The organism is Streptomyces sp. NPDC048643 (assembly GCF_040650615.1).
GTDB lineage: Bacteria > Actinomycetota > Actinomycetes > Streptomycetales > Streptomycetaceae > Streptomyces.
In genome coordinates, this window is record NZ_JBEZHO010000066.1 from 1 (window position 1) to 24,139 (window position 24,139).

Here is a 24,139-nt window from a genome sequence, read left to right on the forward strand (position 1 = left end):
CGCAGGCCGTCCCCGAGGGGCTCGACGCGCAGGCCGCCCTCTACCGCAGCGTCCTCGCCCGCCGCCGCGTGCTGATCGTGCTCGACAACGCCCGCCGAAGGGGACTACCGGGCGTGCGCCTCGCGACCCGGGCCCACACACAGGGCCCAGATGACGAACGCGTCGATGGCGATCAGCACGATCGCCCACACCGGCTGGTACGGCAGCCACATGAAGTTGGCGATCATGGACAGGCCGGCCAGGGCGACACCGACGATGCGGGCCCACAGCATGCCCCGGAACAGGGCGAGACCCGCGATGACGACGAGAATGCCGAGGATGAGGTGGATCCAGCCCCAGCTCGTCAGGTTGAAGCTGTACGTGTAGTTGCGGGTCGTGACGAAGACGTCGTCCTTGGCGATGGCGGAGATGCCCTCGAAGATGGCCATCACGCCGCCGAAGATCAACATGACCCCGGCGAACGCGGTCCAGCCGGACACCCACATTCCCGAACTGCCACCGGTGTCGCGCCGGTGCGTATCCGTCGTAGTCATCGCGAGCTCCTTGTGCGTAGACCTCACCACCGACCGGTGACGGCCGGTGGCCCACGATTCAGCTTGCCACGGGAATGACGGACCGGCAGATCTCGGAAAAAGGGGAATACCGATCCCGCATCGACATGCGGAAGAAGCCCCGCGGTGCTCCAATGGAACGGTCTGTCCGGAGCGGTCGGACCCGGAACGCGGGGATTTCTTTCGGCCCTGCGCCCGGGGCTCCGCATCGTCCGTGCGTACCGGAATCACGGCGCGTGGCGGAATTCCGTTCCGGCTCTTCCAACCGCCTTGTGCTCGAGAGGAAAACGCCGTGCCAGGTCTCCTCCGCGGGGTCGCCCGCACCGCTGTGGTGGCCGGTACGGCCACCGCCGTCTCCAACCGTGTGTCACGCCGTCAGGCGGGGCGCTGGGCCCAGCAGGAGGCGCCGGCCCAGGCCTACCAGGAGCCCGCTCCGGCCGCCGCGCCGCCGCCGCCCGCCGACGACATGACCAGCAAGATCGACCAGTTGAAGCAGCTGGGCGACCTCAAGAACCAAGGCGTCCTCACCGAGGCGGAGTTCGAGGAGCAGAAGCGCCGCATCCTCGGTTGAGCGGTTCCCCGGGCCGCCCGGTCCGAACCGCGCCGCTGGGCCGAACCCCTCCCCGCCGGGCCGAACCGCCCGGCGGGGTCGCCCCGTTCAGCTCACCCGTCGGCCGTTCTCCAGCTCCGCTGCCCCCGCGCCTTCCGCCTCCAGCACGTCGAGTGCCGTAAGGACGCGCCGGCCCAGGGCACCCGGCAGGTAGGCGGACAGCTCCGCGCGTGGCACCAGGCGCCAGGACAGCAGCTCCTCCTCCTGCAGCCGGATCGCGTCGAAGTCGCCGTCGCCGAGGACTCCGCCGTCGTACAGGTAGGCCACCAGGGGCGGCCGGCCGGGGCCCTGTACCCAGTCGACGGCCAGGAGCCGGCCGAGCTCCACGTCGAGGCCGATCTCCTCCGCCGTCTCGCGGCGCGCTCCCTGGCGCGGACTCTCGCCGTCGTCGGACTCCACCGTGCCGCCGGGAAGACCCCAGCCCTCACGGTAGTTCGGCTCGACGAGCAGGACGCTCCCCTCGGCGTCGCGGAAGAGGGCGGCGGCCGCGGCGAGGACACGCGGCAGGCCGGCGATGTAGGCGGCGAAGTCCGAAGTGGTCATCCAGGAAGGGTAACGAGCCCTCCGTCCGCACCCAGGACGCGCGGCACTAGGCCCGCGTACCCGCCTCGACCAGTGCGAGCGTGCGGGTGGCCAGCTCGCCGATGCCGACACCGTCGAAACCGAACACCGCACTGCGGACGGTGTCCTCCAACGGGTCCTTCCACTGGGCGGGAACCGCCGCGGCGCCGCACAGGACGCCCGCGACGGACCCCGCGGCCGCGCCGTTCGAGCCGGTGTCCAGGCCGCCGCGGACGGCCAGCGTGACGGTACGGGTGAAGTCGCCGTCGCCGTACAGCAGGCCGGCCGTCAGCACCGCGGCGTTGGGGACCGTGTGGAGCCGGCCGAGCGTCGCTGTCTCCTCGGACACCGTGGTGAGCGTGTCCTCCCAGGTCATCCGGGTCTCGTGGAGGGCGAGGACCCGGCGCACGGCACGGGCGAGGCGGCTGCTCGCCGGGATGACGGTGAGCGCCGTGTCCAGCGCGTCCCGGACGGTCGCGGCGCTGAACGCGGCGGAGATCAGCGCCGCCGCCCACATCGCGCCGTACACGCCGTTGCCGGTGTGCGAGAGGACCGCGTCCCGGCGGGCCAGGGAGGCGGCGCGGCGCGGCAGCCCCGGGCAGGTCCAGCCGTAGATGTCGGCGCGGATCAGCGCGCCGATCCACTCCTGGTACGGGTTCTCGTACGTCGCCGTCAACGGGGGCCTCAGCCCCTGGGCGAGGTTGCGGTAGGCGGCCCGCTCCGCCGTGAACGTCCGCAGATACGGCAGACGCAGCAGCCACAGGTAGCCGACCTGTTCGGTGCTGAAGGAGAAGCCGTGGGTCTCCAGCAGGTACAGACCGAGGATGGCGTAGTCCACGTCGTCGTCCCGGACGCTGCCGTGGATCCGGCCGCGCACGCACCCCTGCAGCTCGGGCCGCGCCGTGAAGTCCTCGCCCGCCCCGTCACCGGCGGGCGCGGGGAGGAGGTCGGTGAGGGGCAGGGCCGAGGCCTGTCGCAGGTGGCGGTCGATGCGGTCCCGCGTCCAGTGGTCGCCCTCCTCGACCGGCTTGCCGAGCCTGTTGCCCGCGATCCGGCCCAGCCAGCCCCCGAGGACGCGGTCGGCGAGTTCGGTGCCCACAGGGGTCATGGCTTGGGTGTACCCGTTTCCGGACGCTCCTGCCCGTCCGGCGCGGAGCCTTGCGTTCCGGAGGCCCCCGGCCAGGGATCGGGAGCCGGCCCGCGGGCCGTCCCGCGGGCCGGGCGGGGCATGACGGCGAGGGCTTCCTCCGGTTAAGGTCGCAGCGGCGCGACTGGCCTTGACGTGTGCAAGGCCCGAAAGCAAGGGGAATACAAGGTGGCGGACGCTGCAGTGGATCGGACCCCCCGTGTGCTCATCGCCGCGGACAAGTTCAAGGGATCGCTGACGGCCGTACAGGTCGCCGAGCGCGTGACGGCCGGACTGCGCCGGGCCGTGCCGGACGTCGAGGTCGAGTCGCTGCCGGTGGCCGACGGCGGCGACGGCACCGTCGACGCGGCGGTCGCGGCCGGGTTCGAGCGCCGCGAGGTGCGGGTCGCAGGGCCGCTCGGCGACGAGGTGACCGCCGCGTACGCGCTGCGCGGGGACACCGCGGTGGTGGAGATGGCCGAGGCCAGCGGGTTGCAGCGGCTGCCCGCGGGCGTCTTCGCGCCCCTGACGGCCTCGACGTACGGCTCCGGGGAGCTGCTGCGTGCCGCGCTGGACGCCGGTGCGCGCACCATCGTCTTCGGCGTCGGCGGCAGTGCGACCACGGACGGCGGCGCGGGCATGCTGGCCGCGCTCGGCGCGCGTTTCCTCGACGCGGACGGTACGCCGGTGGCGCCCGGCGGCGGCGCGCTGCGTGACGTGGAGAGCGCGGACCTGTCCGGCCTGGACAAGCGGCTCGCCGCCGTCGACCTCGTCCTCGCCAGCGACGTGGACAACCCGCTGACGGGGCCCAAGGGGGCGCCCGCCGTGTACGGCCCGCAGAAGGGCGCGAGCCCCGACGACGTGGCGACGCTGGACGCCGCGCTCGCGCACTTCGCCACGGTTCTGGAGAAGGCGATCGGGCCGAAGGCCGCCGAGTACGCCGCCGCGCCCGGCGCGGGTGCCGCGGGTGGCATCGGCTACGGGGCGCTCGTCCTCGGCGCGCGCTTCCGGGCCGGGATCGAGGTCATGCTCGACGTCCTCGGGTTCGCGCCCGCCCTGGAGCGGGCCACGCTGGTGATCACCGGCGAGGGGTCCCTCGACGAGCAGACCCTGCACGGCAAGGCTCCCGCCGGGGTCGCGGCCGCCGCCCGTGCCGGGGGCAAGGACGTCGTCGCGGTCTGCGGCCGGCTCGCCCTGCGGCCGGAGGCCCTCGGCACTGCCGGGATCCGCCGGGCCTACCCCCTCACCGAGGTCGAACCCGACATCGCCAAGTGCATCGCCGACGCGGGCCCCATCCTGGAACGCGTCGCGGAGAACATCGGGCGCGACTTCCTGTCCTGACCTCACGGGGCGGGCCGGCCACGACTTCTCGTCCCGGCCGGCCCGCCCCGCGAAGGACCCGCGCCGCACGACCCACGCCGCCCCCGTTCCGCCTGCGGCGACCCGCCGTGCTCTGCGACCGGGCCTTCCCGGCGCGGGCCGTACCGCCGTAGGAAGCCGACGTGCCGCACCGTGCCGCTCCGTGACGCATCGTGCCGCTCCGTGATGCGGAGGCTCCACCTCCGCACGCGGCGCGCGGCGGCAGGCCGTGGTGTCCGATCTCGCCGTTCTCCCCGCGCGGGCTCGCGAGGGCCGCCCGCGGTCTCTCGGCGAACCGCCGCGCACGTGCCGGCGGCCTCGGCTGCCGCTCGTGGTGTTGCACCGTGCCGCTCCGCCGGGGGCGGGCATCCCCTCCCAGCGCGGTCTGCGCGACCGGCCGCGGTGTCGGGCCACGCCGCTCGCCGCGCGGGCCCGCGGCGGTGATCCCTGGTGTCTCGGCGGGTCGGCGCCCGCGGCCCGTACCGCCTTCGGTAGCGGCTCGCCGCGGCTCACCGAGCCGTCCCCGTTCCCGTCCCCGCCAGCCGGTACGCGTCCAGGGCCAGGGTCATCTCGATCAGGTCGCGGGGGCGGGCCAAGGAGCGGGACGTCAGTTGCTCCAGGCGGCGCAGCCGGTTGAAGACGGTGTTCCGGTGGCAGTACAGGCGGCCCGCGGCCCGGCCCGCCGAGCCCTCGCAGGCCAGCCACATGTCCAGCGTCTCGATCAGCACGGCCCGGTCGCCGGGTTCGAGCTCCAGCAGCGCGCCGAACACGTCCGACACCAGCCGGCCCGCCAGTTCCGGCTGGCTCACCACGAGCGCGGTCGCCATCCGCTGGTCGAGGCGTACGACGCCGGTCGCGTCCGGCGGACAGGTGCGCAGCGCCAGTTCCGCCCAGCGCCTGGCCCGCCCCAGCTCGCCGAGCCCCGAGACGACCGGGCTGATCCCGCCCGGACCCGAGCGCCGCCCGTCCAGCAGCCGGGCCACGGCGTCCAGGCCCTGCCCGGGGTCCAGCGCCACCACGCCGATCTCGCAGTCGGCCCGCATCCGCCAGATGAACCGCAGCCCCGCGCCGAGCATCGGCCGGACACACCCGTCACGCCCGTCCCGCACATCCCGTCCGTCGCGTGCGTCGTGGCGCTCGGTGCGCAGGACGACGACGGCGTACGGGCCGTGCTCGGGCAGGTCGAGCCCGGCGGCGGCGCGGGCCGCGAGACCCGGCGCCTCCTGCCCCTCCAGCAGCGCGTCGAGCAGGGCCTGCAACCGCTCGTCGGTGCGCCGCCGCAGCTCCCGTTCGGTCGCGAGATAGGACTCCGAGGCGGTCGCGGCCTGCACGTCGACCGCCGACCACACCATCGTGGCGCACCGCATGAGCACGGAGAGCCGCTCGGGCTCGCGGCCGGCCGCGCTCTCCATCAGCGCGTCCCACACCAGATAGCCCGCGGAACGGTAGGCGTGCACGAGGAGTTCGAGCGGCAGCCCCTGCTGGGCCCGCCGCCGGCCGGCCTCCTCGGCGTGCTCCAGATCGCGGCGCGGTGAGTCCCGTGGGGCGGAGATCGCCTGGATGCCGATGCGCATCGCGGTCTCCGCCTCCCGCCACTGCTGGTCGTGCGGCAGCACCTGTCCGTAGACGGGGGAGTACTCGGTCAGCTGCCTGATGTGCTCGTCGACGAGCTCGGGCAGCCGTTCCAGCAGAGCCACACACGACTCCGCGAGCAGCTTCCAGTCATGACCGGTTCGCGGTCTGCGCCCACCCATGGCCGGAGGATGCCACCCCGGCGGGGGCCCGCACAGGCCCCTGACACGCGGTGTTGTGCGCGTGCACAACGGGCGGGCACCACCGCTGGGCTGCCGCCGCGATTCGGCCGCGGGCCGTGGACGGGCCGTTGTGCCGGTGCTGAGGTGAGCGCCACACCGAGCGAGAACAAGGGAGGTGCCATGGGCGGTTCCGCTCTGCTCGTGCGGGAACTGTCGGTCGGATACGGCCCCGTACGCGCACTGCGCCACGTGTCGTTGGAGGTGCCGGAGGGGACCGTCGTGACGGTCCTCGGCGGCAACGGCGCGGGCAAGTCGACGCTGCTGCGGGCGGTGTGCCGGACGCTCTCCTTCCACGGGGGAGCGGTGACCGGCGGCACGGTCACGCTGGGGGGACGACCGCTGGACCGGCTGGCGCCGGACCGGGTGGTGGCCGCCGGGGTGTCCCAGGTCCCGGAGGGGCGCCGGGTGTTCGCCCGGATGACGGTCGCGGACAACCTGCGCGCCGGGGCGCTCGGCGGCACCGGCGGCCGGGTGGACCGGGCGCGGGCCCTGCGGCGCGTGCACGACCTGTTCCCGGTGCTCGCCGACCGCGCCCAGCAGCGGGCGGGACTGCTGTCCGGAGGGGAACAGCAGATGCTCGCCGTCGGCCGGGCCCTCATGGGCGCCCCCAAGGTGCTGCTGCTCGACGAGCCCTCGCTCGGGCTCGCCCCGCTGATGGCCGCGCGGATCGCCGACACCGTGCGGGAGATCAACGAACAGGGCACCTCCGTCCTGCTCGTCGAACAGAACGCCGCCCTCGCCCTGCGGCTCGCCACCACCGCCTACGTGCTGGAGGTCGGCGAGGTGACCCTGTCGGGTGCCGCGGACGAACTCGCCGCCTCCGACGAGGTGCGCCGCCGCTATCTCGGCGTCGTCGACGAGGACGCCGCGGCCGACGGGGCGACCACGCGCGACGGCCTCCCGTCCCTGTCCCGCTGGAAGGGGTGAGCCGCCGTGAAGGAACGCGACGGAGCGGCACCGCACGACACCACGCAGACCACCGGCGCCGCGCGGACGGGGCAGCCGGCCGGGCCCGTACCGGACCCCCCGTCCGACCCGCCCGGGCACGCGCCGGGCACCGGCACCGGGGGACCCGCCGGGGCCCGGGACGGCGCGGCCCCCGGCATCCCGCCGCTGGAGGTCAGGGACGTGACGGTCCGGTTCGCCGGGCTGACCGCGCTCGACGCGGTGAGCTTCACCGTCCGCCCCGGCACCGTGCACGCCCTGATCGGGCCGAACGGCGCGGGCAAGTCGACCTGCTTCAACGTGCTGTCCGGCGTCTGCCGGCCCGCCGCCGGCAGCGTCCGGCTCGGTGACCGGGAACTCACCGGGCTGCCCCCGCACCGCATCGCCGGTCTCGGCGTGGCCCGCATCTTCCAGAACCTCGCCCTGCCGCCGCACGCCACCGTCGAGGACTGCCTCCTGCTCGGCCGGCACCGGCTGACCCGCACCGGATTCGTCGCCGCCGGGCTGCGACTGCCGGCGGCGGCCCGCGAGGACCGGCGGCACCGCGAACGCGTCCGTGAGATCGCCGCGTTCGTCGGACTCGAAGGACAGCTCGACCGGCCCGCTGGCTCCCTCCCGTACGGGCAGCAGAAACTCGCCGAGCTGGCACGGGCGCTGTGCATGGAACCCCGGGTGCTGCTCCTCGACGAGCCCGTCGCCGGCATGACCGCCGACGAACGGCGCCGTACGGCGGCGGTCGTCGCGGGCGTCCGCGACAGCCTCGGCATCTCCATCGTCCTGGTGGAGCACGACATGGGGGTGGTGATGCGGCTCGCGGACGCGGTGACCGTACTGGACTTCGGGCGCCGCATCGCCGACGGCGCCCCCGCAGACGTACAGAACGATCCGGCGGTGGTGCGGGCCTACCTGGGCGAGCGCGCCGAGCCAGAGGAGACCGCTTCATGAGCACCTTCGTCGAACTCCTGCTCAACGGCCTGTCCATGGGCTCCGTCTACGCCCTCATCGCCCTCGGTTTCGTCGTCATCTTCCGGGCCACCGAGGTCGTGAACTTCGCGCACGCCTCGCTGCTCCTCGCGGGCGGCTACGTCACCGCGACCCTCCACGACGACATCGGCTTCTGGCCCGCCCTGCTCGCCGGGGTCGCGGGCGCGGCCCTGGTGGGGGCCGCCGTGGAGTTCCTCGTGATGCGGCGCTACCGGGGCACCGACCAGAGCGTCCTCGCCATCGTCACCATCGGCGTCGACATCCTGCTCACCACCGAACTGACCCGGCGGATCGGCACGGACGTCCTCGCGATGGGCGACCCCTGGGGCAACGCCGTCCTCACCGTCGGACCGGTCTCCCTCGCGCACACCAGGATCGCCGCGTTCGTCACGGCGGCCCTGCTCATCACCGTCTTCCTGCTCGCCTTCCGCTTCACCTCCTGGGGCGTGGCCATGCGGGCCGCCGCGGAGAGCCCGGAGACCGCGGCCCTGATGGGCGTGCGGCTCGGACGGGTGTCGCTGGGCGCCTGGGCGGTCGCGGGCGCACTCGCCGCCGTCGCCGCGCTGTTCCTGACCGTCTTCCCGACCCCCGGGCTGGAACGCGCCACCTCGCTCGCCGCGCTCAAGGCGTTCCCCGCGGCGATCCTCGGCGGCCTCGACTCGACGACCGGCGCGCTCGTCGGCGGCCTCCTCGTCGGGGTCACCGAGTCACTCGCCACCGGCTACCAGAGCGACCTCACCTTCCTCGGGCGCGGCCTCGGCGACCTCGCGCCCTACCTCGTGATGGTCGCGATCCTGCTCATCCGGCCCGCCGGGCTGTTCGGTACGAAGGAGCTCGCCCGTGTCTGAGGTCCTCACCCGCGACGAGGCGAGCAGCGCGCCGCCGACCGCTCCACGCCGGGCCGTCCGACGGCCCGGCACCCGTGCCGTGCTGTGGGCCGCGGGCGTCCTCCTGCTGCTCGCCCTGCCGTTCTACCTCGACCGGTTCTGGCTCCAGGCGGGACTGTTCGCGATGGCCGCGGCGATCGGCGCGATCGGCCTGAACCTCCTCACCGGAGCCACCGGCCAGCTCTCCATGGGTCACGCCTTCTTCCTCGCGGTCGGCGCCTACGGCTACTGCGTGTTCGCCGCCGACGGGGGCGAAGGCCTGACCGGGCTGGGCCTGCCGACCTGGCTGGCGGCCGTGCTCGCCGTGGCCGTCTCCGGGATGGCCGGAGGACTGTTCAGCCCGATCGCGGGCCGGCTGCGCGGTGCCTACCTCGGCATCGCCACGCTCGCCCTGATCTTCATCGGGCAGCACGTCCTGTTCAACGCGACGGATCTGACCGGCGGCTTCAACGGCCGCGACGTACCGCCGCTGAGCCTCTTCGGCCTCACCTTCGACGAGCGTGAGGTCGTCGTCGCGGCCGTGCCCTTCGGCTCGGCGGAGAAGCTCTGGTACGCGGGTCTCGTGCTGCTCCTCGGCTGCGGGCTGTTCGCCCGCGGGGTGCTGCGCGGCCGTCCGGGGCGGGCCATGAACGCGATCCGCGACCACCGGATCGCGGCCGGGGTGATCGGCGTGCCGGTCGCCCGCTACCGCGCCGCCGTGTTCGTCCTGTCCTCGATGTACGCCGGAGTGGCCGGGGTGCTGCTCGCCCTGGTCTTCCAGCGGACGGTGCCCGACTACTTCGGGATCACGCTCTCGCTCGAATACCTCGCCATGATCGTCATCGGCGGGCTCGGTTCGGTCTCGGGGGCGGTGGTGGGAGCCGTCTTCGTCTCGCTGCTGCCCCAGCTGCTCACCCGTTACAGCGACGCGCTGCCCCTGGTCTCCGACCCGGGCACCGGCGGGATCGCACCCGGTGAGGCAGCCCGGTACCTGTACGGCGCCGCTGTCGTGGCGGTGGTGCTCTTTCTGCCGGGCGGCCTGGTCAGGGTGGCCGCCCGGCTCCGCGTCCGGCCCCGTCCCGGGGCCATTGCAGGGGAGGAACGATGAGAACGACACATACGGCCAGGATGGCCGCCGGGGCGCTGGCCGCACTGCTCGTGCTGGCCGGCTGCAGCTCCAAGGCCAAGGACGACGACGGCGGTGACAAGCCCGCGGCAGGCGGGGTGAAGACCGGCGACGGGATCTCCGGCAAGACGATCAACCTCGGCGTGCTCACCGACATGACCGGCGTGTACGCGACACTCGGCAAGAGCGTCACCCAGGCCCAGCAGCTGTACGTGAAGCAGACCAACGCCGACGGCGGGGTCTGCGGCTACAAGCTGGCGCTGACCGTCCGGGACCACGGCTACGACCCGCAGAAGGCCGTCTCCGGCTACACGGAGCTGGCACCGAAGGTGCTGGGCTTCACCCAGTTCATCGGCTCGCCCTTCGTGGCCGCCGTCAAGCAGCGCATCGACGGCCAGGACAAGGCGCTCGTGCTGCCGCAGGCCTGGTCGGCGACGCTGCTGGGCAGCCCGTACATCCGGGTCATCGGCTCCACGTACGACATCGAGACGATCAACGCGATCGACTTCCTGATGAAGGAGAAGGGCCTCAAGAAGGGCGACAGGATCGGGCACGTGTACTTCGAGGGGGACTACGGCGAGAACGCCCTGACCGGCTCCCGGTACATGGCGAAGGAGGCGGGTCTCAAGGTCGTCGAGCAGAAGATCAAGCCCACGGACAACGACATGACCGGGCAGGTCGTCGCCCTGAAGAAGGCGGGGGTCAAGGCCATCGTGATCAGCGCGGGCCCGCGGCAGGCGGCCTCGCTCGTCGGGGTCGCGGCGGCGAGCAAGTTCGGCGTCCCGATCATCGGGAACAACTCGGCGTACGCCCCGCAGCTCCTCGCCACCCCTGCCGCCCCCGCGCTGGAGGCGAACTACTACGTGGCCTCGCCGTCGCTGCCGATCGGGGCCGACACCCCGCAGGCGAAGAAGCTGGTCGCGGACTACAAGGCCGCCTACCCCAAGGACAGCCTCGACAACGGCGTGGTGGCCGGCTGGACCGCCGCCTCCGCGTTCGGGGAGGCCCTGAAGAAGGCCTGCGCGGCCAAGGACCTCACCCGCGAGGGCGTGGACAAGGCCCTGCTGACCATCGACGCGTTCGACCCGGGCTTCGGCGTCACCCAGAACTTCGGCGACCCGAAGGCGGCCTCCTCCAAGGAGAGCGTCATCCTGCGGCCCGACAAGAGCGCCGTGGGCGGCATGAAGGTCGTCCAGGAGGCCGAGGCCTCGTCCGCCGCCCAGGGATACACCCCTGGCGCTTCCTGACCCGTCCCGCTCACGCACAAGGGCCCCGAACCGGATGGTTCGGGGCCCTTGTGACGATGTACGCGGGGTTACGGGAGCTGAGCGGCCCGTGCCTCGCGGCGGTTGTCCCGGAAGTTGTTCACCCGGCGGGCCGTGGCGAACAGCGGGATGACCGCTCCCATGACCAGCTGGAGCGCACAGCCGGTCTGCAGGAGCAGCTGACCGCTCGGGGCGTCGAACGCCCACGCGGCCAGGAGACCCATCGAGAGGACGATCCAGGAGAGCATCGCGACCGCGAGGCGGCCCCGCGGCTTCGGGTACTCGACCCGGCTCACCATCAGCCAGGCGGTGCCGATGATCGCCATGAGCGTGGCGACGAACGGCAGCTCCAGCAGCACGATGGAGACGACGGTGAGGGCTCCGAACGGGGACGGCATGCCCTGGAAGGTGCCGTCCTTGACCGTCACGCACGAGAACCGCGCCAGTCTCAGCACCACCGCCAGCAGCACCACGATGGCACCGACGGCAGCGACCCGCTGATGCGCGTCGTCCGCGACCATGCCGTAGACCAGGACGAAGTACGCCGGCGCGAGGCCGAAGCTGATCAGGTCCGACAGGTTGTCCAGCTCGGCGCCCATGGGGGAGGAGCGCAGCTTGCGGGCGACCAGACCGTCGAAGAGGTCGAAGACGGCCGCGCAGAGCATGAGGATGACGGCCGTGGCGGCGCTGTGCCGCGCCATGCCCGTCTCCTGGCTGCCGGTGAGGTGCGGGATCAGAATGCCCGTGGTGGTGAAGTACACCGCCATGAAGCCGCACGTGGCGTTACCGAGGGTGAGGGTGTCCGCTATCGACAGACGGAGCGAGAGGGGCATCTCCTCGTCGTCGTCGATGTCGTCGGCCTCCGGCACCCAGCCGGCCTGTGTCTCAGGATCAACCACGGTCAATTCGAGTCACCCCAGCCACGGTCTTCTGACCGACCTCCACATCGACCTCGACACCCTCGGGCAGGTAGATGTCGACGCGCGAGCCGAAGCGGATCAGTCCGATCCGGTCGCCCTGCTCGACCTTGGTGCCCTGGGGGATGTAAGGGACGATGCGACGAGCCACGGCGCCGGCGATCTGGATCATCTCGATGTCACCGAGCTCGGTGTCGAAGTGCCAGACGACGCGCTCGTTGTTCTCGCTCTCCTTGTTGAACGCCGGAACGAACCCGCCGGGGATGTGCTCCACCGACGTCACCGTGCCGGAGAGGGGCGCACGGTTGACGTGGACGTTGAGCGGGCTCATGAAGATCGCGACGCGGGTCCGTCCGTCCTTCCACGGCATGATGCTCTGCACCACACCGTCGGCGGGCGAGATGACCCGGCCCTGAGCGATCTCGCGCTCGGGGTCGCGGAAGAACCACAGCATCCCGGCCGCGAGCGCGGTGGCGGGTACGGCCACGGCCCGGGCCGCGCCGGAGCGGCGCGAACGGGCCAGGCTGAGTGCTGCGGTGGCGACGGTCGGGAGGAGCCACGGCGATGCTCCGCGCGCGAGGCGGACGCCGGTCCGGCTGTCGCGAGGTGCAGAGGTTTGGCTGTGGGGCATGGATGACCTTCGTAGCGGATGATGCCGCGCTCTTACGGGGGACGGCGGCTTTCACGCGATCGTACCGGTCGCGCACCACAACTGGGCAAGCCAGGAAGCGGAGTCGACGGCCGAAGAGTGTTGACGGGGTGTGATCTTCTTCGCGATGAAAACACCCCGAACCAGGACATCTAGCCCTGGAGTCGATACTCTTCGAGCAGCCTGCGGCCGATGATCATTTTCTGGATTTCGGCGGTACCTTCACCGATCAACAGCATCGGCGCCTCGCGGTAGAGGCGCTCGATCTCGTACTCCTTGGAGAAGCCGTAGCCGCCGTGGATCCGGAAAGCATCCTCCACGACCTCCTTGCAGTACTCGGAGGCGAGGTACTTCGCCATCCCTGCTTCGAGGTCGTTTCGTTCCCCGGAGTCCTTTTTGCGAGCCGCGTTCACCATCATTGCATGGGCCGCCTCGACCTTGGTAGCCATCTCGGCCAGCTTGAACTGGATGGCCTGGTGCTGGGCGATCGCCTTGCCGAAAGTGTGGCGTTGCTGGGCATACGAGACGCCCAGTTCGAAAGCACGCTGGGCGACACCGCAGCCACGGGCCGCGACGTTGACCCGGCCGACCTCCACTCCGTCCATCATTTGGTAAAACCCTCGGCCCGTGGTGCCGCCGAGCACCCGATCGGCCGGAATGCGCAGTCCGTCCATGATGAGTTCGGTGGTGTCGACCCCCTTGTAACCCATCTTGTCGATCTTCCCGGGGATGGTGAGGCCGGGGCGGACCTCGCCGAAGCCGGGCTCCTTCTCCACCAGGAAGGTCGTCATCGACTTGTGGGGCGCCGTGCCCTCGGGGTGTCCTTCGTCACTTCGGACCAGAACGGCCACCAGCGTCGACGTCCCGCCGTTCGTCAGCCACATCTTCTGGCCGTTCAGGACGTACTCGTCGCCGTCCTTCACCGCCTTCGACGAGATCGCCGACACGTCCGAGCCGAGCGCCGGCTCCGACATCGAGAACGCGCCGCGCACCTCGCCGAGCGCCATCCGCGGCAGGAAGTGGTCCTTCTGCTCCTGCGTGCCGTGCTGCTTGAGCATGTACGCCACGATGAAGTGCGTGTTGATGATGCCGGAGACGGACATCCAGCCGCGCGCGATCTCCTCGACGCACAGCGCGTACGTCAGGAGGGACTCACCGAGACCGCCGTACTCCTCGGGGATCATCAGGCCGAACAGGCCGAGTTCCTTCAGGCCGTCGACGATGTCCTGCGGATACTCGTCGCGGTGCTCCAGCTCGGTCGCGACCGGAATGATCTCCTTGTCCACGAAGTCCCGGACGGTGGAGAGGATCTCCCGCTGGACGTCCGTGAGACCGGCGGTCTGGGCGAGTCGCGCCATGGCTACTTCTCCTGCTCCTTGAGCCGGGGGCGGCCGGGCTGCTCGCCGCCGCGCTCCTTGATGTACGTCTCGGTGGGGACCATCACCTTGCGGCGGAAGACACAGACCAGCGTGCCGTCCTGCTTGTAGCCCTTGGTCTCGACGTACACGATCCCGCGGTCCGACTTGGAGCGGGAGGGCGTCTTGTCGAGGACCGTCGTCTCGCCGTAGATCGTGTCGCCGTGGAAGGTCGGCGCCACGTGCTTCAGCGACTCGATCTCCAGGTTGGCGATCGCCTTGCCCGACACGTCCGGTACGGACATGCCGAGGAGCAGCGAGTAGACGTAGTTCCCGACGACGACGTTGCGGCCGAAGTCGGTGGTCTTCTCCGCGTAGTTGCTGTCCAGGTGGAGCGGGTGGTGGTTCATGGTCAGCAGGCAGAACAGGTGGTCGTCGTACTCGGTGACCGTCTTGCCGGGCCAGTGCTTGTAGACCGCGCCGACCTCGAACTCCTCGTAGGTGCGTCCGAACTGCATGGTGCTCAGGCCTCCGGGGCTTCGAAGGTGGACGTGCGCCGCATGCCGGCGGCCCGGCCCTTGCCGGAGATGACGAGGGCCATCTTGCGGCTGGCCTCGTCGATCATCTCGTCGCCGAGCATCGCGGAGCCCTTCTTGCCGCCCGCCTCGGACGTGTAGTAGTCGTACGCGTCCAGGATCAGCTCGGCGTGGTCGTAGTCCTCCTGGGAGGGGGAGAAGATCTCGTTGGAGGCCTCCACCTGGCCCGGGTGCAGCACCCACTTGCCGTCGAAACCGAGCGCGGCGGCGCGCTGCGCGACCTCGCGGTAGCCCTCGACGTTGCGGATCTGCAGGTAGGGGCCGTCGATCGCCTGGAGGTTGTTGGCGCGGGCGGCCATCAGGATCTTCATCAGGATGTAGTGGTAGGCGTCCGCCGGGTAGCCGGGCGGCTGCTCGCCCACGACCAGCGACTTCATGTTGATGGACGCCATGAAGTCGGCCGGGCCGAAGATGATCGTCTCGACGCGCGGGGAGGCCTGCGCGATCGCGTTGACGTTGTTGAGCCCCTGGGCGTTCTCGATCTGCGCCTCGATGCCGATCTTGCCGACCTCGAAGCCCATCGTCTTCTCGATCTGCGTCAGCAGCAGGTCGAGCGCCACCACCTGCTGGGCGTCCTGGACCTTCGGCAGCATGATGCAGTCGAGGTTCGGCCCCGCGCCCTCGACGACCGTGACGACGTCGCGGTACGTCCACTCGGTGGTCCAGTCGTTGACGCGCACGACCCGCGTCTTGCCGGTCCAGTCGCCCTCGTTGAGGAACTTGACGATGGTGTGCCGGGCGTCGGGCTTGGCCAGCGGCGCGCACGCGTCCTCCAGGTCGAGGAAGACCTGGTCCGCGGGGAGCCCCTGCGCCTTCTCCAGGAACCGCGGGTTGCTTCCCGGCACCGCGAGACAGGAGCGGCGCGGACGCAGACGGTTGACGGGCGTAGTCATGCGGGGACCTCCAGGGGGCCGAGCTTGTTCGCTTTGCGGATCTCGTCGACGATACGGCCGATGATTCCGGTGATGTCGAAGTCCTTCGGGGTGAAGACGGCGGCCACTCCCGCGGCACGCAGTTGTTCGGCGTCGGCGTTCGGGATGATCCCGCCCGCGATCACCGGGATGTCGGCGGCGCCGGCCTTGCGCAGTTTCTCCAGGACGTCCGGCACCAACTGGGCGTGTGAGCCGGACAGGATGGACAGGCCCACGGCGTGCACGTCCTCGTCGACGGCCGCGTCCACGATCTGTTCCGGGGTGAGCCGGATGCCCTGGTAGACCACCTCGAACCCGGCGTCGCGGGCCCGCACGGCGATCTGCTCGGCGCCGTTGGAGTGCCCGTCGAGGCCCGGCTTGCCCACCAGGAACCGGAGCTTGCCGACCCCCAGGTCCCGGGCCGTCAGCTCCACCTTGCGGCGCACCAGGGCGAGTCCGGTGCCCTCCCCGGCGCTGACCGCGACGGGCGCGGACGAGACGCCGGTGGGGGCGCGGAACTCGCCGAACACCTCGCGCAGGGCCCCGGCCCACTCGCCGGTCGTGACGCCGGCGCGGGCGCACTCCAGGGTGGCCTCCATGAGGTTGCCGGTGCCCTCGGCGGCCTCCGTCAGCCGCTCCAGCGCCTTGCACGGGCGCGGGTGGTTGAAGGGCGGCTGGTAGCGCGTGTCCCGCCAGGTCTGGAGCGCGGCGACGACACGGGCCTCGACGGCCGGGTCGACCGTCTGGATCGCCGCGTCCAGGTCGGCCGTGAGCGGGTTCGGCTCGGTCGACTCGTAGATGTTGACGCCGACGATCTTCTCCTGGCCGGACTCGATACGGCCCCGCCGCTCGGCGTGCGAGGAGACGAGCTGCGACTTCAGGTAGCCCGACTCGACGGCGGCCATCGCGCCGCCCATCTCCTCGATCCGGTCCATCTCGGCGAGCGACTCCTCGACGAGGGCCGCGACCTTGGCCTCGACGACGTGCGAGCCCTCGAAGATGTCCTCGTACTCCAGCAGGTCGCTCTCGTGTGCGAGGACCTGCTGGATGCGCAGCGACCACTGCTGGTCCCAGGGGCGGGGCAGGCCCAGCGCCTCGTTCCAGGCGGGCAGTTGGACGGCGCGGGCGCGGGCGTCCTTGGAGAGCGTCACGGCGAGCATCTCCAGCACGATCCGCTGGACGTTGTTCTCCGGCTGCGCCTCGGTCAGACCGAGGGAGTTGACCTGGACGCCGTAGCGGAAGCGGCGCTGCTTGGGGTTCTCGATGCCGTACCGCTCGCGCGTGATCTTGTCCCAGATCCGGCCGAACGCCCGCATCTTGCACATCTCCTCGATGAAGCGGACGCCCGCGTTCACGAAGAAGGAGATCCGGGCCACGACATCGCCCTTGCGGTCCTCGGCGATCTGTCCGGACGCGAACACCGCGTCCAGGACGGCGATCGCGGTGGACATCGCGTAGGCGATCTCCTGGACCGGTGTGGCGCCCGCCTCCTGCAGGTGGTAGCTGCAGATGTTGATCGGGTTCCACTTGGGGATGTGGTTCACCGTGTACGTGATCATGTCCGTCGTGAGACGGAGGGAGGGGACCGGCGGGAACACGTGCGTGCCCCGCGACAGGTACTCCTTCACGATGTCGTTCTGGGTGGTGCCCTGGAGCTTGGTGATGTCGACGCCCTGCTCCTCGGCGACGACCTGATAGAGCGCCAGCAGCCACATGGCGGTGGCGTTGATGGTCATCGAGGTGTTCATCTGGTCCAGGGGGATGTCCTGGAACAGCCGGCGCATGTCACCGACGTGCGAGACCGGGACCCCGACCCGGCCCACCTCGCCGCGGGCGAGGATGTGGTCGGGGTCGTAGCCGGTCTGGGTGGGCAGGTCGAAGGCCACGGACAGGCCCGTCTGCCCCTTGGCGAGGTTGCGGCGGTACAACTCGTTGGACGCCTCGGCGGTGGAGTGTCCGGCGTACGTGCGCATGAGCCACGGCCGGTCCTTCTCCGCCCTCGCCGGGGCGGGCTGACGCTCGGTCATGGCGGACCTCAGACGTTCCGGAAGCGGTTGATGGCGTCGATGTGCCGGGCGCGCTTCTCCTCGTCGCGCACGCCCAGACCCTCCTGGGGTGCCAGCGCGAGCACGCCGACCTTGCCCTGGTGGAGGTTGCGGTGCACGTCGTAGGCGGCCTGCCCGGTGTCCTCCAGGGAGTAGACCTTGGAGAGCGTGGGGTGGATCTTGCCCTTGGCGACGAGCCGGTTGGCCTCCCACGCCTCGCGGTAGTTCGCGAAGTGCGAGCCGATGATCCGCTTGAGCGACATCCACAGGTAGCGGTTGTCGTACTCGTGGTTGTAGCCCGAGGTCGAGGCGCAGGTGACGATGGTGCCGCCCTTGCGGGTGACGTAGACGCTCGCGCCGAAGGTCTCGCGGCCCGGGTGCTCGAAGACGATGTCCACGTCCTCGCCGCCGGTCAGCTCGCGGATCTGCTTGCCGAAGCGCTTCCACTCCTTGGGGTCCTGGTGGTGCTCGTCCTTCCAGAACTTGAAGTCCTCGGCGTTGCGGTCGATGATCGCCTCGGCGCCCATCTTCCGGCAGATCTCCGCCTTCTGCTCGCTGGAGACGACACAGATCGGGTTGGCGCCGCCGGCCAGCGCGAACTGCGTGGCGTACGAGCCGAGGCCGCCGCTCGCGCCCCAGATGAGGACGTTGTCGCCCTGCTTCATCCCGGCGCCGTTGCGGGAGACCAGCTGCCGGTACGCGGTGGAGTTCACCAGACCGGGAGCGGCGGCCTCCTCCCAGCTCAGGTGGTCGGGCTTCGGCATCAGCTGGTTGGACTTGACGAGCGCGATCTCGGCGAGGCCGCCGAAGTTGGTCTCGAAGCCCCAGATGCGCTGCTCGGGGTCGAGCATCGTGTCGTTGTGGCCGTCCGAGGACTCCAGCTCGACCGACAGGCAGTGCGCGACGACCTCGTCGCCGGGCTTCCAGGAGTTCACGCCGGGGCCGGTGCGCAGTACGACGCCCGCGAGGTCCGAGCCGATGATGTGGTAGGGCAGGTCGTGGCGCTTGGTGAGGTCGCTGAGCCGCCCGTAGCGCTCCAGGAAGCTGAAGGTCGAGACCGGCTCGAAGATCGACGTCCAGACCGAGTTGTAGTTCACGGAGGACGCCATGACGGCCACCAGGGCCTCGCCGGGGCCGAGCTCCGGCACCGGCACGTCGTCCAGGTGGATCGACTTGCGGGGGTCCTTGTCGCGGGTGCTGAGCCCGTCGAACATCTCCGTCTCGTCCTTGTGCACGGTGATCGCGCGGTAGGACTCGGGGAGCGGAAGAGCGGCGAAGTCGGCGGACGTGGCCGTCCGCGACTGGATCGCGTCCAGGATTTCCTTCACGTGGTGCCTCCGGCGATGAGCGTCCTGAGGGGAACGCTGAGGGTTACGTCGGTGCTGCTGCTGAGGGTGGAGGTGTGCCGTCGGTCCGGCGGAGGTGGTGCTGGGCAGCGCTTGGTGTGCGCGAGAGGTTGCCTGTGACGCAGGCGTCCGGGCGCGCAGGCCATCGGCTTGCGGGGACAGCCGGCGTACGAAGGGTCTCTGCACGCCGGCCGCCCGGACTCCTTCAACGTATGGCACGCCGTGTCACCTGACAAGGCACGCAGTGCCAAAAGTTGCGCTCAGATGAAATCTTTACGTAACACGTGAGCGATGATCGATCAGGTCAGGGCATAAAAACACCGGACGCGCTCAAAAGGAGCCCGTCCGGTGCTGAATCAACCCGTCCGGCCACTGCGGAGGGGCGGTACTGCCGAAGGTGTGTAAGGGGCCCGTTACGACCGGTCCTTGAGTGCCTGCTCGATGGTGCGCATCACCTGGTCCAGCGGTGCGTCCACCCGGGCCACGGTCACCAGTACGTCCCCCTCGGTGAAGGACGAGGCGGCGGCGGCCGGTCGCGGCGCGGTCTCCCGTCCCGCGCCGATCCCCGTGCCGAACGTCTTGCGGACGATGGCGAAGGCGTGGTCCAACTGCGTCTCCACGTCGCCCTGGCCGCCCGCCCGCAGCCACCGTCGCAGGACGTGGTTGTGCGCCGTGACCACGGCCGACGCGGCGACCTCCGCGAGCAGCGGATCGTCGTTGGCGTCGTCGTCGTGCGCGTGCTCGTCGAAGTGGCCGAGGAGATAGCGCGTGAAGAGCCGCTCGTAGCGCGCCACGGAGGCGATCTCGGCCTCGCGCAGCGTCGGTACCTCGCGGGTCAGCTTGTAGCGGGAGACGGAGATCTCCGGCTGCGCCGCGTACATCCGCATGACTTCCTTGATGCCGCGGCACACGGTGTCGAGCGGATGCTCGTGCGCCGGCGCCGCCTTGAGCACCGCCTCGGCCCGGATCAGGGTGTCGTCGTGGTCGGGGAAGATCGCCTCTTCCTTGGAGCGGAAGTGGCGGAAGAAGGTGCGGCGGGCCACCCCCGCCCGCGCGGCGATCTCGTCGACGGTGGTCGCCTCGTACCCCTTGGTCGCGAACAGCTCCATGGCCGCGGCCGCCAGTTCCCGGCGCATCTTGAGCCGTTGGGCCGCCGCGCGGTTGCCCGCGGCGCTCTCCGGAGGAGCGTCGGACGTGGCGGGGGTACGTGAGGACTTGGCGGGCTGGGGCATGACCCGAACGTACTGCATGTGTGCAGGAGAGCGCGCATGTCCGGGGATCCCCCCGCCCGGGACGGGCGAGGGGTTTCCGGCCGGTTCGAGCAGTCCGCCCCAGTCGGCGTCCGCCGCGAACGAGTCGCCCGGACGCTCAGCGGCGGGCATATTCGCGGAAACCGCGGCCCGTCTTGCGGCCGAGGCAGCCCGCGGCCACCAGGTGCTCCAGGAGCGGCGCGGGGGCCAGTCCCGGGTCGCGGAACTCGCGGTGCAGGACCTTCTCGATGGCCAGCGAGACGTCGAGACCGACCACGTCGAGCAGTTCGAACGGGCCCATCGGGTAGCCGCCGCCCAGCTTCATCGCGGCGTCGATGTCGTCGAGCGAGGCGTAGTGCTCCTGCACCATCTTGATCGCGTTGTTGAGGTACGGGAACAGCAGCGCGTTCACGATGAAGCCGGCCCGGTCACCGCAGTCCACCGGGTGCTTGCGGATCTTCGCGCAGACCTCGCGCACGGTGGCGTGCACGTCGTCCGCGGTCAGCACGGTCCGCACGACCTCGACGAGCTTCATCGCCGGGGCCGGGTTGAAGAAGTGCATGCCGATCACGTCCTGCGGGCGCGAGGTGGCGCGGGCGCAGGCGACGACGGGCAGCGAGGAGGTGGTGGTGGCGAGGATCGCGCCCGGCTTGCAGACCTTGTCGAAGACGCCGAACAGCTGTTGCTTGACCTCCAGGTCCTCGGCGACCGCCTCCAGCGCCAGGTCGACGTCGGCGAAGTCGTCGTAGCTGCCGGTCGGCGTGATCCGCTCCAGGGTCTGCGCCGCCGCCTCGGCGGTCAGCCGGCCCTTGTCGACGGAGCGGGAGAGGGACTTGCCGATCCGCGCCTTCGCGGCCTGCGCCTTCTCCTCGCTGCGGGCCGCGAGGACGACCGTGTGGCCGGCCTTCGCGAAGACCTCCGCGATGCCGGAGGCCATCGTCCCGGACCCCGCGACACCGACCGAGCGGACGGTGCGGCCGGGGGCCTGCGTGCCTCCCTCCGGCGGCGTCAGCGCGTCCCGCACGACGGTGGCGCCGCCGGGGGCGTCGTAGGAGTAGAAGCCGCGCCCGGACTTGCGCCCGGTCAGGCCCGCCTCGCTGAGCTGCTTGAGGACGGGCGCGGGGGCGTGCAGCCGGTCCTGCGACTCGGCGTACATGGCCTCCAGGACCGTGCGCGCGGTGTCCACGCCGATCAGGTCGAGCAGCGCGAGCGGGCCCATGGGCAGTCCGCAGCCGAGCTTCATGGCCGCGTCGATGTCCTCGCGGGAGGCGTACTTCGCCTCGTACATCGCGGCCGCCTGGTTGAGGTATCCGAACAGCAGTCCGTCGGCGACGAATCCGGGGCGGTCCCCGACCGCGACGGGCTCCTTGCCGAGTTCCAGGGCCAGGTCGGTGACCGCGGCGACGGCGGCCGGCGCGGTCAGCACCGAGGAGACGACCTCGACGAGCTTCATGGCCGGCGCCGGGTTGAAGAAGTGCAGGCCGAGGACGCGCTCGGGGCGGGAGGAGTCGGCGGCGAGCCGGGTCACGGACAGCGCGTTGGTGCCCGTCGCGAGGATCGTCTCGGGCCGCACGATGCCGTCCAGCGCCCGGAAGACCTGCTGCTTGATGTCGTACGACTCCGGAGTCACCTCGATGACGAGGTCGGCGTCGGCGGCGGCCGCGAGGTCGGTGGAGGTGCGGAACCGGCCGAGGGCGTCCGTCCGCTCCTGCTCGCTGAGCCGCCCGCGCCGCACGGCGCGTTCGGTGGAGGCTTCGAGGGCGGCGACGGCCTGGACGGCCGCGGCCTCGCTGACGTCGATGCCGATGACGTCGCGGCCGGCCCGGGCCAGGACTTCGGCGATGCCGGTGCCCATGGTGCCGAGGCCGACGACGGCGACGGTCTTCAGCGGGGACAGGGGGGTGTCGGACAGGGGAGTGGCCATCGCGGGACTCCTGGGAGAGGGTGACGACTGAGGAGTGCACCCGGGTACGCCGACAGGCGCACACAGTGCGGAGGTTGCGGGTGTTGGCCGGGCTGACGAGCGCACACGCCCGGTTGCGAACGGGGCGCCGAAGAAAGCGCGCCCGTGTGGCGGTGGAGCCGACCGGCCCTGTCCCGGAGCCGTGTCGTACTGCGATACCTGAGGTACCGAACCGACTGCTCTCACGGCGGCTGCGTCACCAGGCCACCGAGAGGTCCAACACGAGTGGGTAACTCGCTCGTCTGAGCTTAACCCGCCGGTAACGAGCGCGCCAGCCCCCGACTTTGTGATGTAGGTCCCCGCACCTCACGGGCGTGCCTAAGCTCGGCCCATGGACGAAGCGTTGCGATCACTCACGGAGCGTGTGCGGGCCGAGGCGGGGGGCTCCGCGGGGTACGAACGACTCGCGGCGACCGAGGACCCCGACGTCCTGGCGGCGGCGCTGACCGAGCCGGGACAGCCGCTGTGGGCAAGGGAGTTGGTCGCCTTCCGGCTCGGGACCGCCGGTGACCGCCGCGCCTTCGAGGCACTCGTCCTGCTGCTCAACCACCGCGACCCCGAGCGCTGCGCGTCCGCGGCCCGCGCCCTGGCCCGGCTCGGCGATCCGCGGACGGCCCGCGCCGCCGCCGCGCTCGCCACGAACGAACTGCGCGTCGCCTACGCGCTCCAGCCGGTCCTGCTGCTGGTCGAACTCCGCGCCCCCGAGGCCGTACCCGCGCTGATCACCGTCCTGCGCCGCAGGCTGCTCCCGCACGACCCGTACCGCAGGGTCGCGCTCGCCTGCGCGGAGGGCCTCGGCGCCCTGGGCGACGCCCGGGCCCGCCCTGTCCTGAACGAGGCGCTGGCCCACCCGGCATTCGCCGAGACCGCCGTCCGCGCACTGGCCCGGCTGCCCCGGGAGGAGAGCTAGCGGCACGGCTGTGACCGGTGCACGGCTGCCGGGTCAGGTGTTCGGCGGCCGGGTCACTCGGGGGTCAGTGCCCGGACGTAGCGCACCTCGGGCACCTCGACACCGGCCGCCTCGAAGGGCTCCTCGGCGCCGTCGGCGCCGAAACCGGCCCGCTCGTAGAACCGGCGGGCCGGGGCGTTCTCCCTGAGGACCCACAGCAGCATGCGCTCACGCCCGGCCGCCACGCACCGGGCGACGGACGCCCGCAGCAGCGCCTGCCCGACCCCCTGGCCCACCAGGTCCGGGTGTACGTAGATCGCGTACAACTCGACGTCTGCGGGGCCTACTTCGCCGTCGCGGTAGGGGCCGTGGCACACCCAGCCGACCACCGCGCCGTCCCGCTCCGCGACCAGGTTCACCACGGAGCCGTCGGCGCGTTCGAGGTGGCCGCGGCGCCGCGCCGCGTCCTCGGTCACGCTGAGCGCGTCCAGATACGACTGCGGCATCAGGCCCCTGTACGCGCTCTGCCAGCCGCGCACACGGATCTCGGCCACCCGCGGACAGTCGTCGAGGGCCATCTCGCGGACCCGGAGCGCGCTCACGCGCCGACCACGGCGAACGCCTCGATCTCCATCAGGAACTCGGGTCTCACCAGCGCGGCGACCTGGACGGCGGAGGCGGCCGGAAGCCGGTCGGCGGGCAGGTGCGCGGTCCGGGCGGCCCGGATCGCGGGCATGTGGGCCATGTCCGTGACGAAGTAGGTCAGTTTGACGACGTCGTCGAAGGTGGCGTCCGCCGCCGCCAGACAGCGGCGCAGGTTCTCGAAGACCTGGCGGGCCTGCGCCGCGGCGTCGCCCTCCCCGACGATCTCGCCGGCCTCGTCCAGGGGGAGCTGGCCCGAGACCGCCACGAAGCGCCCCGTGGCCGTCACCACGTGGGAGTACGCGGCGGCGGGGGCGACCCCGTCGGGGGCGGAGACACGCGTCGGATCACTCATGGGTCCATGGTGGA

23 protein-coding genes are annotated in these 24,139 nt (G+C 71.4%); 8 read left to right on the forward strand and 15 right to left on the reverse strand.

Annotated elements, in window-relative coordinates; translation table 11 throughout:
- Nucleotides 1-104: 104 nt before the first annotated feature.
- Nucleotides 105-533, reverse strand: a complete 429-nt coding sequence (locus AB0C62_RS38045; protein WP_362981254.1) for a hypothetical protein — start codon at nucleotides 531-533, stop codon at nucleotides 105-107.
- 310 nt (nucleotides 534-843) lie between these two features.
- Between AB0C62_RS38045 and AB0C62_RS38050 the strand changes: the two genes are divergently transcribed.
- Nucleotides 844-1,122 (forward strand): SHOCT domain-containing protein, encoded by a 279-nt coding sequence (locus tag AB0C62_RS38050; protein WP_362981256.1) that lies wholly within the window; start codon nucleotides 844-846, stop codon nucleotides 1,120-1,122.
- Between the two features lie 87 nt (nucleotides 1,123-1,209).
- On the opposite strand, the gene AB0C62_RS38055 is transcribed toward AB0C62_RS38050, so the two are convergent.
- The gene (locus AB0C62_RS38055) at nucleotides 1,210-1,704 is read right to left on the reverse strand and encodes an NUDIX hydrolase (RefSeq protein ID WP_362981258.1); all 495 of its coding nucleotides are present in this window, start codon (nucleotides 1,702-1,704) and stop codon (nucleotides 1,210-1,212) included.
- A 46-nt stretch (nucleotides 1,705-1,750) separates the two neighbouring features.
- Entirely contained in the window at nucleotides 1,751-2,830 is a 1,080-nt protein-coding gene (locus AB0C62_RS38060) for an ADP-ribosylglycohydrolase family protein (protein ID WP_362981260.1), read from the reverse strand.
- Between the two features lie 207 nt (nucleotides 2,831-3,037).
- Here AB0C62_RS38060 and AB0C62_RS38065 point away from each other — a divergent pair, with 207 nt between their 5' ends.
- Nucleotides 3,038-4,189: a glycerate kinase gene (locus tag AB0C62_RS38065; protein WP_362981262.1), complete on the forward strand. Its 1,152-nt coding sequence runs from the start codon at nucleotides 3,038-3,040 to the stop codon at nucleotides 4,187-4,189.
- Between the two features lie 527 nt (nucleotides 4,190-4,716).
- Here AB0C62_RS38065 and AB0C62_RS38070 read toward each other — a convergent pair.
- On the reverse strand, nucleotides 4,717-5,961 hold the full coding sequence (locus AB0C62_RS38070) for a helix-turn-helix domain-containing protein (RefSeq protein ID WP_362981264.1): 1,245 nt from the start codon (nucleotides 5,959-5,961) through the stop codon (nucleotides 4,717-4,719).
- A gap of 180 nt (nucleotides 5,962-6,141) precedes the next feature.
- On the opposite strand from AB0C62_RS38070, the gene AB0C62_RS38075 reads away from it, so the two are divergent.
- From AB0C62_RS38075 to AB0C62_RS38095, 5 genes are all read left to right on the forward strand, one after another.
- Nucleotides 6,142-6,948 carry an ABC transporter ATP-binding protein gene (locus AB0C62_RS38075; RefSeq protein WP_362981266.1) on the forward strand — a complete coding sequence of 269 codons (807 nt, stop codon included), beginning with the start codon at nucleotides 6,142-6,144 and terminating at the stop codon, nucleotides 6,946-6,948.
- Nucleotides 6,949-7,125: 177 nt separating this feature from the next.
- Nucleotides 7,126-7,911 (forward strand): ABC transporter ATP-binding protein, encoded by a 786-nt coding sequence (locus AB0C62_RS38080; protein ID WP_362981322.1) that lies wholly within the window; start codon nucleotides 7,126-7,128, stop codon nucleotides 7,909-7,911.
- The gene (locus AB0C62_RS38085; RefSeq protein ID WP_266851557.1) at nucleotides 7,908-8,798 is read left to right on the forward strand and encodes a branched-chain amino acid ABC transporter permease; all 891 of its coding nucleotides are present in this window, start codon (nucleotides 7,908-7,910) and stop codon (nucleotides 8,796-8,798) included. The genes AB0C62_RS38080 and AB0C62_RS38085 overlap by 4 nt, the downstream gene beginning before the upstream one ends.
- 79 nt (nucleotides 8,799-8,877) lie before the next feature.
- Nucleotides 8,878-9,924 carry a branched-chain amino acid ABC transporter permease gene (locus AB0C62_RS38090; RefSeq protein WP_362981324.1) on the forward strand — a complete coding sequence of 349 codons (1,047 nt, stop codon included), beginning with the start codon at nucleotides 8,878-8,880 and terminating at the stop codon, nucleotides 9,922-9,924.
- Nucleotides 9,921-11,189: an ABC transporter substrate-binding protein gene (locus AB0C62_RS38095; RefSeq protein ID WP_362981268.1), complete on the forward strand. Its 1,269-nt coding sequence runs from the start codon at nucleotides 9,921-9,923 to the stop codon at nucleotides 11,187-11,189. Before AB0C62_RS38090 ends, AB0C62_RS38095 begins: the two co-directional genes overlap by 4 nt.
- A 68-nt stretch (nucleotides 11,190-11,257) precedes the next feature.
- Here AB0C62_RS38095 and pssA read toward each other — a convergent pair whose 3' ends face one another.
- The 9 genes from pssA to AB0C62_RS38140 all read right to left on the reverse strand — a co-directional run bounded on the left by pssA (nucleotide 11,258) and on the right by AB0C62_RS38140 (nucleotide 22,200).
- Nucleotides 11,258-12,076, reverse strand: coding sequence for a CDP-diacylglycerol--serine O-phosphatidyltransferase (pssA, locus tag AB0C62_RS38100; RefSeq protein WP_081220192.1), 819 nt, complete (start codon nucleotides 12,074-12,076; stop codon nucleotides 11,258-11,260).
- Between the two features lie 22 nt (nucleotides 12,077-12,098).
- A complete protein-coding gene (locus AB0C62_RS38105; RefSeq protein ID WP_081220193.1) occupies nucleotides 12,099-12,755 on the reverse strand; it encodes a phosphatidylserine decarboxylase in 657 nt (218 codons plus the stop codon).
- 170 nt (nucleotides 12,756-12,925) lie between these two features.
- Nucleotides 12,926-14,131 (reverse strand): acyl-CoA dehydrogenase family protein, encoded by a 1,206-nt coding sequence (locus AB0C62_RS38110; RefSeq protein ID WP_081220194.1) that lies wholly within the window; start codon nucleotides 14,129-14,131, stop codon nucleotides 12,926-12,928.
- Between the two features lie 2 nt (nucleotides 14,132-14,133).
- Nucleotides 14,134-14,646 (reverse strand): MaoC family dehydratase, encoded by a 513-nt coding sequence (locus AB0C62_RS38115; protein ID WP_362981270.1) that lies wholly within the window; start codon nucleotides 14,644-14,646, stop codon nucleotides 14,134-14,136.
- Nucleotides 14,647-14,651: 5 nt separating this feature from the next.
- A complete protein-coding gene (locus AB0C62_RS38120; protein ID WP_362981272.1) occupies nucleotides 14,652-15,617 on the reverse strand; it encodes a CoA ester lyase in 966 nt (321 codons plus the stop codon).
- Nucleotides 15,614-17,662, reverse strand: a complete 2,049-nt coding sequence (locus AB0C62_RS38125) for a protein meaA (protein ID WP_362981274.1) — start codon at nucleotides 17,660-17,662, stop codon at nucleotides 15,614-15,616. Before AB0C62_RS38125 ends, AB0C62_RS38120 begins: the two co-directional genes overlap by 4 nt.
- 8 nt (nucleotides 17,663-17,670) lie before the next feature.
- On the reverse strand, nucleotides 17,671-19,008 hold the full coding sequence (gene ccrA / locus AB0C62_RS38130) for a crotonyl-CoA carboxylase/reductase (RefSeq protein ID WP_362981276.1): 1,338 nt from the start codon (nucleotides 19,006-19,008) through the stop codon (nucleotides 17,671-17,673).
- A 431-nt stretch (nucleotides 19,009-19,439) separates the two neighbouring features.
- Nucleotides 19,440-20,258, reverse strand: a complete 819-nt coding sequence (locus AB0C62_RS38135; RefSeq protein ID WP_362981278.1) for a TetR family transcriptional regulator — start codon at nucleotides 20,256-20,258, stop codon at nucleotides 19,440-19,442.
- Between the two features lie 136 nt (nucleotides 20,259-20,394).
- Nucleotides 20,395-22,200: a 3-hydroxybutyryl-CoA dehydrogenase gene (locus AB0C62_RS38140; protein ID WP_362981280.1), complete on the reverse strand. Its 1,806-nt coding sequence runs from the start codon at nucleotides 22,198-22,200 to the stop codon at nucleotides 20,395-20,397.
- A 370-nt stretch (nucleotides 22,201-22,570) separates the two neighbouring features.
- Between AB0C62_RS38140 and AB0C62_RS38145 the strand changes: the two genes are divergently transcribed.
- Nucleotides 22,571-23,149 (forward strand): adenylosuccinate lyase, encoded by a 579-nt coding sequence (locus AB0C62_RS38145; RefSeq protein ID WP_362981282.1) that lies wholly within the window; start codon nucleotides 22,571-22,573, stop codon nucleotides 23,147-23,149.
- Nucleotides 23,150-23,202: 53 nt separating this feature from the next.
- Here AB0C62_RS38145 and AB0C62_RS38150 read toward each other — a convergent pair whose 3' ends face one another.
- Both AB0C62_RS38150 and AB0C62_RS38155 read right to left on the reverse strand, forming a co-directional pair.
- Nucleotides 23,203-23,730, reverse strand: coding sequence for a GNAT family N-acetyltransferase (locus AB0C62_RS38150; protein ID WP_362981284.1), 528 nt, complete (start codon nucleotides 23,728-23,730; stop codon nucleotides 23,203-23,205).
- Nucleotides 23,727-24,125: a RidA family protein gene (locus AB0C62_RS38155; protein WP_362981286.1), complete on the reverse strand. Its 399-nt coding sequence runs from the start codon at nucleotides 24,123-24,125 to the stop codon at nucleotides 23,727-23,729. The genes AB0C62_RS38150 and AB0C62_RS38155 overlap by 4 nt, the downstream gene beginning before the upstream one ends.
- Nucleotides 24,126-24,139 lie beyond the last annotated feature (14 nt).